The sequence below is a fragment of the Pseudomonas sp. NPDC087804 genome (assembly GCF_044742965.1).
Classification (GTDB): Bacteria; Pseudomonadota; Gammaproteobacteria; order Pseudomonadales; family Pseudomonadaceae; genus Aquipseudomonas; species Aquipseudomonas rustica.
The window spans coordinates 1-11,906 of the sequence record NZ_JBIUVN010000048.1; the positions used below are offsets into that span (position 1 = coordinate 1).

An 11,906-nucleotide genomic window follows, 5' to 3' on the forward strand; every position below is an offset into this window, starting at 1 on the left:
TGTACAAAGACGGCGTCGAGATCTCGAAAATCGAGTGGGCGGCACACTAAATAAAGAACCCGCCAGAAACAGAACCAGTAGCGACGCGGCGGTTTACGCAGCGCAGTTGCAGGGTCTCAAGAGCGGCCCTGATGAGTGAGGATTGAGAATCATGGCTTACAGCGAAAAGGTCATCGACCACTACGAAAACCCGCGCAACGTCGGCAAGATGAACGCGGAAGATCCTGATGTCGGCACCGGCATGGTCGGCGCTCCGGCATGCGGCGACGTGATGCGTCTGCAAATCAAGGTCAACGACGCCGGCATCATCGAAGATGCCAAGTTCAAGACCTACGGCTGCGGTTCGGCTATCGCTTCCAGCTCCCTCGCCACCGAGTGGATGAAGGGCAAGACCCTGGACGAAGCAGAAACCATCAAGAACACTCAGCTGGCCGAAGAACTGGCCCTGCCGCCAGTGAAAATTCACTGCTCGGTACTGGCTGAAGACGCTATCAAAGCGGCTGTTCGCGATTACAAGCAGAAGAAAGGCTTGATCTGACTTTCTGGATTTGGCGACGAGTAAGGAGTCACCGATGGCTATCAGCATGACAGAAGCGGCTGCTCGACACGTGCGGCGCTCCCTCGACGGGCGCGGCAAAGGTGAAGGGATTCGTCTGGGTGTTCGCACCACAGGCTGTTCCGGCCTTGCCTACGTGCTGGAGTTTGTCGACGAGGTGGTTGCAGAGGATCAGGTGTTCGAAAGTCACGGCGAAAAAGTGATCATCGACCCGAAAAGCCTCGCCTACCTGGACGGCACCGAGCTCGATTTCGTCAAGGAAGGGTTGAACGAAGGCTTCAAGTTCAACAACCCCAACGTACGCGGTGAGTGTGGCTGCGGCGAAAGCTTCAACATCTGAGGCTTGTCGTGGGTATTCCTTGTCATTTCGCTTTATTCGAGCTGCAACCGAGTTTCCGTCTGGATCTCGAGCAGTTGGCCACGCGCTACCGTGAGTTGGCGCGGGGCGTTCATCCTGACCGCTTTGCCGACGCTTCCGAGCGTGAGCAGCGAACCGCACTCGAGCAGTCTGCACGGCTCAACGACGCCTATCAGACGCTCAAGAGTCCGGCCCAGCGCGCACGCTACCTGCTGACCATCAGCGGGCATGAAGTGCCGATGGAAGTCACTGTCCATGATCCCGAGTTTCTTCTGCAGCAGATGCAATGGCGCGAAGAGCTTGAAGACCTCCAGGACAGTGCCGACCTCGACGGTGTCGCGGTGTTCAAGCGTCGCTTGAAAGTGGCTCAGGAAGAACTCAACGAAAGCTTCGCAGCCTGTTGGGATGATGCGGCGCAACGCGAACAGGCCGAACGCCTGATGCGGCGCATGCAGTTCCTCGACAAGCTCACCTACGAAGTGCGCCAGTTAGAAGAGCGCCTCGACGATTAACCCAGTGCCGCTCCGGTCGCACCCCTGATATACAGATAAGTCCTGATCACGATGGCCCTACTGCAGATCGCCGAACCCGGCCAAAGTCCTCAACCGCACCAGCGTCGTCTGGCTGTGGGGATCGACTTGGGCACTACCAATTCGCTGGTCGCTGCGTTGCGCAGTGGTCTTTCCGAACCGTTGGCCGACGCAAACGGGCAGGTCATCCTGCCGTCCGCTGTGCGTTACCACGCCGATCACGTCGAAGTCGGCGAGTCGGCGAAGCTGGCCGCCGCGTCCGATCCTTTGAATACTGTGCTGTCGGTCAAGCGCTTGATGGGTCGTGGTCTGTCCGACGTCAAGCAATTGGGCGACCAGTTGCCGTACCGCTTTGTCGGTGGCGAATCGCACATGCCGTTCATCGACACCGTGCAAGGCCCGAAAAGCCCGGTCGAAGTCTCCGCCGATATCCTCAAAGTGCTGCGTCAGCGCGCGGAAGCGACGTTGGGTGGCGAGCTGGTTGGCGCGGTGATCACCGTTCCGGCTTACTTCGATGATGCTCAGCGTCAAGCCACCAAAGATGCGGCCAAACTCGCCGGTCTGAACGTGTTGCGTCTGCTCAACGAGCCGACTGCGGCTGCTGTGGCGTACGGTCTGGATCAACATGCCGAAGGCCTGGTCGCGATTTATGACCTCGGCGGCGGTACTTTCGATATTTCGATTCTGCGTCTGACTGGCGGTGTTTTTGAAGTGCTGGCCACTGGCGGCGACAGCGCGCTGGGCGGCGATGATTTCGATCACGCGATTGCCGGCTGGATCATCGAGAGCGCCGGGCTGTCCGCCGATCTCGATCCGGGCGCACAACGTAATCTGCTGCAAACCGCTTGCGCGGCCAAAGAAGCCCTGACCGACACGGCCAGTGTTGAAGTGGCCTACGGCGACTGGAAAGCGCAATTGACCCGCGAAGCCTTCGATGCGCTGATCGAGCCAATGGTCGCGCGCAGCCTGAAAGCTTGCCGCCGCGCCGTGCGCGACTCCGGCATCGAGCTGGGCGACGTACACGCTGTGGTTATGGTTGGCGGTTCGACTCGCGTTCCTCGCGTTCGCGAAGCCGTTGCCGAAGCCTTTGGTCGTCAGCCTCTGACCGAAATCGACCCGGATCAAGTGGTGGCCATCGGTGCTGCGATTCAGGCCGATACCCTGGCGGGCAACAAGCGCGATGGCGGCGAATTGCTGCTGCTCGACGTGATTCCACTGTCCCTGGGGCTGGAAACCATGGGCGGCTTGATGGAGAAGGTGATTCCGCGCAACACCACCATCCCCGTCGCTCGCGCACAAGATTTCACTACGTACAAAGACGGCCAGTCGGCCATAGCGATCCACGTTCTGCAGGGTGAGCGCGAGCTGATCAGTGACTGCCGTTCGCTGGCGCGCTTCGAATTGCGTGGCATTCCAGCGATGGTGGCCGGCGCAGCGAAAATTCGCGTGACCTTCCAGGTCGATGCCGACGGTCTGCTCAGCGTGTCTGCCCGTGAGTTGGGTTCGGGCGTTGAGGCGAGCATTCAGGTCAAGCCGTCTTACGGTCTGACCGACGGCGAAATCGCCAAGATGCTCAAGGATTCGTTCCAGCACGCTAATGACGACAAGGTCGCCCGTGTTCTGCGTGAGCAGCAAGTCGATGCCCAACGCCTGATCGAAGCGGTGCAGGGTGCTCTGGAGGTTGATGGCGAGCGTTTGCTCGACGCCGAAGAGCGCATGGTCATCGACTTGCAGCTGCAGGAACTGGCTGAACTGATGAAAGGTACCGATGGTTACGCCATCGAGCAGCAGACCAAGCGTCTGTCGCAAGTGACCGATGCTTTTGCTGCCCGCCGCATGGATCTGACGGTGAAAGCCGCTCTGTCGGGGCGCAATCTGAATGAAATCGAGGATATCTGATGCCGCAGGTCATTTTTCTGCCCCACGAGAAGTTCTGCCCTGAAGGCATGGTGGTCGAGGCTGCACCCGGCACATCGATTCTCGAACTGGCCCACGAACACCACATCGAGATGGAAAGCGCCTGCGGCGGCGTCTGCGCTTGCACCACCTGCCACTGCATCATCCGCGAGGGTTTCGACTCGATGGAAGAAGCTGACGAGCTGGAAGAAGACTTCCTCGATCGTGCCTGGGGTCTGGAAGCGCAATCACGTCTGGCCTGTCAGGCTATCGTTGGTGAAGAAGACATCACCGTCGAAATTCCGAAATATTCGCTTAACCATGCGGCTGAAGCGCCGCACTGACTGGTAAGACTGTCATGAGCTACGGTTGGAATGATGTTCAACGTATTGCAGAAGAACTGGCCGAGGCCCATGCCGGCGTCGATCCATATTCTGTAGGTTTTGTCCGTTTGCAGCAGATGATCCTTGATCTGCCTGACTTCGATGGCACTTCTGGCCGTGTCGGCGAGAAGGTGCTGGAAGCGGTTCAGGAGCTCTGGGCCAAAGAATTGGACTGATCGTCTCGCAGGTTAGGCAATACCCAAGAACCCGCGTATAATTCGCGGGTTTAATTTTTCGCAAATTACCGTTTCTGGAGTTACACCATGGCTGTTCAACGCACTTTCTCCATCATCAAGCCTGACGCTGTTGCAAAAAACGTCATCGGCGAAATCACCACTCGTTTCGAAAAAGCCGGCCTGCGCGTTGTAGCTTCGAAACTGAAGCAACTGTCCAAAGCTGAAGCTGAAGGCTTCTACGCTGAGCACAGCGCTCGTGGTTTCTTCGGCGACCTGGTTGCTTTCATGATCTCCGGCCCTGTTGTTGTTCAGGTTCTGGAAGGCGAAAACGCTATCGCTCTGAACCGTGAGCTGATGGGCGCTACCAACCCTAAAGAAGCTGCTGCCGGCACCATCCGCGCTGACTTCGCTGATTCCATCGACGCCAACGCTGTTCACGGTTCGGACTCCGAAGCCGCAGCTGCTCGTGAAATCTCGTACTTCTTCGCAGCTACTGAAGTAACCACTCGCTAAGCATTGGCTTAAGAGTGAAGGTGAATCCATGACTACATCGACTGTAAAAACCAACCTGCTGGGTCTGACTCAACAGGAAATGGAAAAATTCTTCGACTCAATCGGGGAGAAGCGTTTCCGTGCCGGTCAGGTAATGAAATGGATTCACCACTTTGGTGTCGATGATTTCGACGCCATGACGAACGTCAGCAAGGCCTTGCGCGACAAGCTCAAGGTTATTGCTGAAGTCCGTGGTCCGGAAGTGGTCAGCGAGGACATCTCCACCGACGGCACCCGTAAGTGGGTGGTGCGTGTGGCGTCCGGCAGCTGCGTCGAGACCGTGTACATTCCCCAGGGCAAACGCGGCACTCTGTGCGTTTCGTCCCAGGCAGGCTGTGCCCTGGATTGCAGTTTCTGCTCCACCGGCAAGCAAGGCTTCAATAGCAACCTCACCGCCGCCGAAGTCATCGGTCAGGTGTGGATTGCCAACAAATCTTTCGGCAGTGTCCCGGCAACCGTCGACCGTGCCATCACCAACGTGGTGATGATGGGCATGGGTGAGCCGCTGCTGAACTTCGACAACGTCGTCGCCGCCATGCATCTGATGATGGATGACCTCGGCTACGGGATCTCCAAGCGCCGCGTGACCCTGTCCACCTCGGGCGTGGTGCCGATGATCGATGAGCTGGCCAAGCACATCGACGTCTCCCTGGCGTTGTCCCTGCACTCAACTAATGACGCATTGCGTAACCAATTGGTGCCGATCAACAAGAAATATCCGCTTAAGATGCTGCTCGAGTCGTGCCAGCGCTACATGTCGTCCCTGGGCGAAAAACGTGTGCTGACCATCGAGTACACCTTGCTCAAAGACATCAACGACAAGGTTGAACACGCCGTTGAGATGGTCGAGCTGCTGAAAAACATTCCGTGCAAGATCAACCTGATTCCGTTCAACCCGTTCCCGCATTCCGGGTACGAGCGTCCGAGCAACAACGCGATTCGTCGTTTCCAGGATCAGTTGCATCAGGCCGGTTTCAACGTCACTGTCCGCACCACCCGTGGTGAAGACATCGACGCCGCATGTGGTCAATTGGTAGGGCAGGTGCTGGATCGCACCCGTCGCAGCGAACGTTATATCGCCGTGCGTGAGTTGAACGCCGACAGCGATCTGGCACAGAACGCCGCGAACACTAACTAAGAGAGGATCTCTATGTCCCTGCGCTTTGCGCTGCTGTTGCTGTTGGCCAGCCTGTGTGCTGGTTGTGTCCTGTCGGGTGATTACAACCCGATGAAGACCAGCAAGGGCCGCGATGAAGCGCGGGCTGCTTACGTGCAGTTGGGGCTGGGGTACTTGCAGCAAGGCATGACCGAGCGGGCCAAGGTGCCGTTGAAGAAGGCGCTGGAACTCGACAGTTCGGATCCAGACGCCAATGCCGCGCTCGGTTTGGTGTTTCAAGCCGAAATGGAGCCTGCACTGGCCGACGAGCATTTCCGCAAGGCCTTGTCCTCGCGTCCCGCCGATGCCCGTATCCTCAACAACTACGGCAGTTTTCTCTACGAAGAACAGCGTTATAAAGAAGCCTACGAGCGTTTTGAACAGGCGGCCGCCGATACCCTGTATCCTGAGCGCTCGCGTGTGTTCGAGAACCTCGGCATGACGGCGGCGAAACTCGGTCAGCGTGATGTCGCGCAGCAGCAACTGGAAAAAGCCTTGCGGCTGAACCGTCAACAACCGCGCGCATTGCTGGAAATGGCTGAGTTGTCCTTCGAAGACAGGCATTATGTGCCCGCGCGTGACTATTACGACCGTTTCAGCCTGCTGACCGAACAAAATGCACGTAGTCTATTGCTCGGCGTTCGGCTGGCAAAAGTGTTTGAAGATCGCGACAAGGCCGCCAGTTATGGCCTGCAATTAAAACGACTCTATCCCGGTACGCCGGAATATCAGCAATACCTGTCGGAGCAATGATGAAAGCGGCGCATCCCGAAGTTGTAGCAGCGAATCGCGTTAACCCCGGTGAGACCCTGCGCCAGGCCCGCGAAAGCAATGGCTGGTCGCTGGCCGAAGTGGCCCTCAAGCTCAACCTCACCGTGACGTCTCTGGGCAATCTTGAAGCCGGTGCTTTCGACAAGCTGCCGGGGCATACCTTTGCTCGCGGTTATATTCGCGCGTATGCCAAATTGCTCGGCATGGACCAGACCGTTCTGGTTCAGCAGTTCGACCAGTCCACCGGCACCGACTCCCAAGGCAGCAACGTTCACGCCTTGGGCCGTATCGAAGAGCCTGTGCGGGTTTCCCATACTATTTTGCGTATCGTCAGCCTGTTGTTGCTGATCGCGGTCATCGGCGGTGGTTTCGTCTGGTGGCAGGATCAGACCTCGCTGCGTACCAAGGACTTCACCAGCCTGACGCCGGAACACGTTGAAGTCGAAGGCGCCGACGGCACCACGCAGATTCACCCGATCGATGAGCCGGAAGACCAGGCTGTCGCCGAAGGTCAGGCCGAGGGCGCGACCGCTCTGGCGCTGCCGCAATCGGAAGCCACAGCGGAATCCACCGGTGCCGAAGCTACTGCTCCTGCAACATCGACTACGCCAGCAACGCCGACCGCTCCAGCGGTTGCGCCGACTGCGCCGGTTCACACGCCAGCGCCAGTGGTTGCCACTCCGGCAACACCTGCTCCGGCTGTGCCTGCCACACCAGCACCAACCACGACTGCACCGATCGCTCCGAGCGTGGCTCCAGTGGCACCAGTGGCTGGCGAAGGTCAGGTTTCAATGCAGTTCGTTGCCGATTGCTGGACGCAAGTCACCGATGGCAGCGGCAAAGTGTTGTTCAGTGGTCTCAAGCGTAAGGGCGACAGCCTCGCCGTTGCCGGCAAGCCACCGTTTGCCGTCCGCCTGGGCTACGCTCGCGGCGCGCAGGTCAGCTACAACGGCCAGCCGGTCGATGTCGCTCCGTTCACCAGTGGCGAGACTGCTCGCCTGAAGTTGGGTCAATAAGTCATGCACGGCGAATCTCCAATCAAACGTCGCGTTTCGCGCAAGATCTGGGTCGGCAACGTACCGGTGGGCGGCGATGCGCCGATCGCTGTGCAAAGCATGACCAACAGCGACACCAATGACGTTGCCGCCACTGTTGCGCAAATCAATCGTCTGGAAGCCGCCGGCGTCGACATCGTCCGCGTATCGGTACCGGACATGGACGCCGCCGAGGCGTTCGGCAAGATCAAACAACTGGTCAAAGTGCCGTTGGTTGCCGACATCCACTTCGACTACAAGATCGCTCTGCGCGTAGCCGAACTGGGCGTCGACTGCCTGCGCATCAACCCCGGCAATATCGGTCGCGAAGACCGTGTTCGCGCTGTGGTCGATGCCGCGCGTGATCGCGGGATCCCGATCCGCATCGGCGTCAACGCCGGCTCGCTGGAAAAAGACCTGCAAAAGAAATACGGCGAGCCGACCCCAGCCGCGCTGGTTGAGTCTGCTCTGCGCCACGTTGAACACCTTGAGCGCCTGAATTTCCAGGACTTCAAGGTCAGCGTGAAGGCCTCCGACGTATTCATGGCCGTCGAAGCCTACCGCTTGCTGGCGAAAGAAATCGTCCAGCCGCTGCACCTGGGCATCACCGAAGCCGGTGGATTGCGTTCGGGCACAGTGAAATCCGCCGTGGGCCTAGGTATGCTGCTCGCCGAAGGGATTGGCGATACTATCCGCATCTCGCTGGCGGCCGATCCGGTCGAAGAAGTGAAGGTCGGTTACGACATTCTCAAGTCTTTGCATCTGCGTTCCCGTGGCATCAACTTCATCGCCTGCCCGAGCTGCTCGCGGCAGAACTTCGATGTGGTGAAAACCATGAACGAGCTGGAAGGTCGCCATTAAGAGCACCAGGAGCCGCAGGAATTAGCGTTGATCGGTTGTGTGCTCAACGGAGCCGGCGAAGCAAAGGAAGCCCATATCGGCTTGACCGGCGGCACGCCAAACCTGATTTACATCGACGGCAAGCCGGCGCAGAAACTGACGAATGACAATCTGGTGGACGAGCTGGAAAGGCTGATCCGCCAGAAAGCGGCCGAAAAGGTCGAAGCTGACGCTGCCGTAATTGCGCGCGGCTGACCCTGACTGAAGAGCCGAACGAATTTAAGGATTTAAAGTGAGCAAGTCATTGCAAGCCATTCGTGGCATGAACGACATCCTGCCCGAACAGACTCCCCTGTGGCGTTATTTAGAGGGCACCGTTGCGCGTCTGCTGGATAACTACGGTTACAAGCAGATCCGCATGCCGATCGTCGAGTTCACCGAGCTGTTCAAGCGCTCGATCGGTGAAGTGACCGACATCGTCGAAAAAGAGATGTACACCTTCGAAGACCGCAACGGCGACTCCCTGACCCTGCGTCCGGAAGGCACTGCGGCGTGCGTGCGTGCGGTGCTTGAGCACGGCATCACCGGCGGTGGCCAGGTGCAGAAACTCTGGTACATCGGCCCGATGTTCCGCCACGAGCGTCCGCAGAAAGGCCGTTATCGTCAGTTCCACCAGATCGGTCTGGAGGTGTTCAACCTCGACGGTCCGGACATCGACGCCGAGCTGATCATCATGACCTGGCGCCTGTGGGGCGAGCTGGGTATCCGTGATGCGGTCAAACTTGAACTCAATAGCCTCGGCACCAGCGAGTCCCGTGGGCGTTATCGTGAAGCGCTGGTCGAGTACCTCTCGGCGCACCACGACAAGCTCGACGAAGACAGCCAGCGTCGTCTGAAAACCAACCCGCTGCGCGTGCTCGACACGAAAAATGCCGACACTCAAGCGGTGCTGGTCGATGCGCCGAAGATGGCCGACTACCTGGACGATGAGTCCCGTGCACACTTCGAAGGTCTGAAATCGCGTCTGGATGCCGTCGGCATTCCGTACGTACTCAATCCGAAGCTGGTGCGTGGCCTCGATTACTACAGCAAAACCGTTTTCGAATGGGTCACCGACAAGCTCGGCGCCCAGGGCACTGTTTGCGCGGGCGGTCGTTACGACGGTCTGGTCGAGCAAATGGGCGGCAAGCCGACCACCGGCGTTGGTTTCGCCATGGGCATCGAGCGCCTGGTGTTGATGCTCGAAACCCTTGAGCAGATCCCGGAAGAAATCTCCCGTCAGGTCGATGTCTACCTCTGCGCCTTCGGTGAAGAAGCCGAACTGGCCGGTCTGGCCCTGGCTGAACGGGTTCGCGATCAACTTCCAAACCTGCGCCTGCAAGTCAATGCCGGCGCCGGCAGCTTCAAAAGCCAGTTCAAGAAAGCCGACAAGAGCGGTGCGCTGTACGCACTGATCCTCGGTGACGACGAAATGGCCCAGCAAGTGGTAGGTTTCAAACCCCTGCGTGGCCAGGGCGAACAACAAAGCATTGCCTGGGATGCGCTCGCCGCTCACCTGGCCACCTGCGTCGTGCAGGGTTGAAGCTGTCTAAACAGCCGATTTAGCGATTAAGGAGTATTGGGGTGTCGAGTACCGAAGACGAACAGTTGGCGGATTTGAAGGACAGGTGGACACGCAACGGCAAACCTCTGGTCACCGGCGGCCTGTTGGCGCTGGTCATCGTGTTCGGCTGGCAGGCTTATCACAAATATCAGGGCAACCAGTCGCAAGGCGCCTCGGTGCTCTATCAGCAATTGCTGGAAACCACGCTGACGCCTGACGGCAAGCCTGATGCTGCCCGCGTTGCGGATCTGGCCGGCAAGCTCAACAGCGAATTCGGCGGTACTGCCTACGCGCAGTACGGCAGCCTGTTCGTCGCCAAAGTGGCGGTCGACAGCGGCAAGCTGGACGACGCCGCGACCGAGCTGAAAGCCATCGTCGACAAACCGGCCAACCCGGCGCTGGGCGAAATCGCCCGTCAGCGTCTGGCACAGGTTTTGGGTGCGCTGAACAAGGCTGAAGACGGTCTGAAACTGCTCGACGGCGACGCCGACAAAGCGTTCCTGGCCACTCGCGAAGAACTCAAGGGCGACCTGCTGGTGCAGCTGGGCCGTACCGATGACGCGAACAAGGCGTATCAAAAAGCCAAGGCAGCACTGTCGGATGAAGCGGCGGTCGGTGGCCTTCAAATCAAGCTCGACGACCTGGCCAAAGGGGATGCGTGACGTGATCCGTTGGAAGCATGCAGCATTGCTGGCTCTGGCCCTTCTGGCCGCGGGTTGCAGCAGCAACAGCAAAAAAGAATTGCCACCGGCTGAACTGACCGACTTCAAAGAAGAAGTGGTTCTGCAAAAGCAGTGGAGTCGTTCGATCGGTGACGGTCAGGGCGAAACCTACAACATGCTGGTGCCGGCGATCGACGGTGACACCATCTACGCGGCCGATGTAACCGGCGTGGTGATGGGCATGGATCGCAGCAACGGCGACGTGAAGTGGAAGCAAGACCTTGAACTGCCTGTCTCCGGCGCCGTTGGCGTGGGTTACGGTCTGGTTCTGATCGGTACGCTGCGTGGCGAAGTCGTCGCTCTGGACGCCAGCAATGGTGAAGAGAAGTGGCGCGCTCGCGTCAACAGCGAAGTCCTTGCGCCGCCGGCCAACAACGGCGACGTCGTGGTGGTGCAGACTCAGGACGATCGTCTGATCGGTCTGGATGCCTCCACCGGTACGCAACGCTGGGTGTATGACAGCACCCCGGCCGTTCTGACCCTGCGTGGCACCAGTGCACCGCTGGTCACCAATCGCCTCGCGGTGGCTGGCCTGTCGACCGGTAAAGTCGTCGCCCTGGATATTTCCAACGGCGTGCCGGTCTGGGAACAACGCATTGCGATTCCGCAAGGTCGTTCGGAACTGGAGCGCGTGGTCGACATCGACGGCGGTCTGCTGTTGTCCGGCGGTACCCTGTACGTTGCCAGCTATCAGGGTCGCGTTGCGGCACTGGATCTGGAAAGCGGTCGTCAACTCTGGCAGCGCGATGCGTCGAGCTACGCGGGTATTGCTCAGGGTTTCGGCAGCGTTTACGTGAGCCTGTCTTCGGGCACTGTTGAAGGCGTCGACGAGCGTTCCACCACAGCATTGTGGAGCAACGATTCGCTGGCTCGCCGTCAACTATCGGCTCCGGAAGTGTTCTCCAGCTATGTAGCAGTGGGTGACCTGGAAGGTTATCTGCACCTGTTGAGTCAGGTTGACGGTCGTTTCGTCGGCCGTGAGCGCATCGACAGCGACGGCCTGCGTGCCCGTCCGCTGGTGGTGGGTGACACGATTTATGTGTATGGCAACAGCGGCAAACTGGAAGCCCTGACCATCAAGTAACAACTATGCTTGGGGATAACACCCCAGGCAGCTTCACTAGTGGAGGTGAACCTGTTCACTCCCACAGTGTTGCCCCGAGCACCAGCCGCTGCCTCGCAGCGGCTTTTGTATTTTCTGAAATAACGAAGTGGAGAGCCGCATGGTTCCCGTAATCGCCCTGGTTGATTTCCCGCGTGATGAAGAAGAGCCGGAAGACGGCGAAGAAGAAATCGTTGCCGAAGGTGAGGAAGCCAAGCGCATTCCTG

General features: G+C 58.8%; 13 protein-coding genes and 1 pseudogene. All 14 read left to right on the plus strand.

Annotation, left to right across the window (positions count from 1 at the left end; translation table 11 throughout):
* Positions 1-151 precede the first annotated feature (151 nt).
* The 14 genes and pseudogenes from iscU to bamB all read left to right on the plus strand — a co-directional run bounded on the left by iscU (position 152) and on the right by bamB (position 11,661).
* Positions 152-538, plus strand: coding sequence for a Fe-S cluster assembly scaffold IscU (gene iscU / locus ACIOMO_RS27340; RefSeq protein ID WP_007916892.1), 387 nt, complete (start codon positions 152-154; stop codon positions 536-538).
* A gap of 34 nt (positions 539-572) precedes the next feature.
* Positions 573-896: an iron-sulfur cluster assembly protein IscA gene (gene iscA / locus ACIOMO_RS27345; RefSeq protein WP_003227904.1), complete on the plus strand. Its 324-nt coding sequence runs from the start codon at positions 573-575 to the stop codon at positions 894-896.
* A gap of 8 nt (positions 897-904) precedes the next feature.
* Positions 905-1,426 carry a co-chaperone HscB gene (gene hscB, locus ACIOMO_RS27350; RefSeq protein ID WP_053123537.1) on the plus strand — a complete coding sequence of 174 codons (522 nt, stop codon included), beginning with the start codon at positions 905-907 and terminating at the stop codon, positions 1,424-1,426.
* Positions 1,427-1,477: 51 nt separating this feature from the next.
* Positions 1,478-3,343 carry a Fe-S protein assembly chaperone HscA gene (hscA, locus tag ACIOMO_RS27355; RefSeq protein ID WP_401244598.1) on the plus strand — a complete coding sequence of 622 codons (1,866 nt, stop codon included), beginning with the start codon at positions 1,478-1,480 and terminating at the stop codon, positions 3,341-3,343.
* Positions 3,343-3,684 (plus strand): ISC system 2Fe-2S type ferredoxin, encoded by a 342-nt coding sequence (fdx, locus tag ACIOMO_RS27360; RefSeq protein ID WP_007916885.1) that lies wholly within the window; start codon positions 3,343-3,345, stop codon positions 3,682-3,684. The genes hscA and fdx overlap by 1 nt, the downstream gene beginning before the upstream one ends.
* A 14-nt stretch (positions 3,685-3,698) precedes the next feature.
* Positions 3,699-3,899 (plus strand): Fe-S cluster assembly protein IscX, encoded by a 201-nt coding sequence (gene iscX, locus ACIOMO_RS27365; RefSeq protein WP_053123533.1) that lies wholly within the window; start codon positions 3,699-3,701, stop codon positions 3,897-3,899.
* Between the two features lie 87 nt (positions 3,900-3,986).
* Positions 3,987-4,412, plus strand: a complete 426-nt coding sequence (gene ndk / locus ACIOMO_RS27370) for a nucleoside-diphosphate kinase (protein WP_007916882.1) — start codon at positions 3,987-3,989, stop codon at positions 4,410-4,412.
* A gap of 28 nt (positions 4,413-4,440) precedes the next feature.
* Positions 4,441-5,589: a 23S rRNA (adenine(2503)-C(2))-methyltransferase RlmN gene (gene rlmN / locus ACIOMO_RS27375; protein ID WP_401244600.1), complete on the plus strand. Its 1,149-nt coding sequence runs from the start codon at positions 4,441-4,443 to the stop codon at positions 5,587-5,589.
* A gap of 12 nt (positions 5,590-5,601) precedes the next feature.
* Positions 5,602-6,360, plus strand: a complete 759-nt coding sequence (pilW, locus tag ACIOMO_RS27380; protein ID WP_053123531.1) for a type IV pilus biogenesis/stability protein PilW — start codon at positions 5,602-5,604, stop codon at positions 6,358-6,360.
* Positions 6,360-7,394, plus strand: coding sequence for a RodZ domain-containing protein (locus ACIOMO_RS27385; protein ID WP_401244603.1), 1,035 nt, complete (start codon positions 6,360-6,362; stop codon positions 7,392-7,394). Before pilW ends, ACIOMO_RS27385 begins: the two co-directional genes overlap by 1 nt.
* Before the next feature lie 3 nt (positions 7,395-7,397).
* Positions 7,398-8,507: pseudogene (ispG, locus tag ACIOMO_RS27390) on the plus strand (flavodoxin-dependent (E)-4-hydroxy-3-methylbut-2-enyl-diphosphate synthase).
* Positions 8,508-8,544: 37 nt separating this feature from the next.
* On the plus strand, positions 8,545-9,834 hold the full coding sequence (gene hisS, locus ACIOMO_RS27395; RefSeq protein ID WP_053123527.1) for a histidine--tRNA ligase: 1,290 nt from the start codon (positions 8,545-8,547) through the stop codon (positions 9,832-9,834).
* Between the two features lie 41 nt (positions 9,835-9,875).
* Entirely contained in the window at positions 9,876-10,517 is a 642-nt protein-coding gene (locus ACIOMO_RS27400) for a YfgM family protein (RefSeq protein ID WP_401244605.1), read from the plus strand.
* Positions 10,510-11,661, plus strand: a complete 1,152-nt coding sequence (gene bamB, locus ACIOMO_RS27405; protein ID WP_053123522.1) for an outer membrane protein assembly factor BamB — start codon at positions 10,510-10,512, stop codon at positions 11,659-11,661. The genes ACIOMO_RS27400 and bamB overlap by 8 nt, the downstream gene beginning before the upstream one ends.
* Positions 11,662-11,906: the final 245 nt, after the last annotated feature.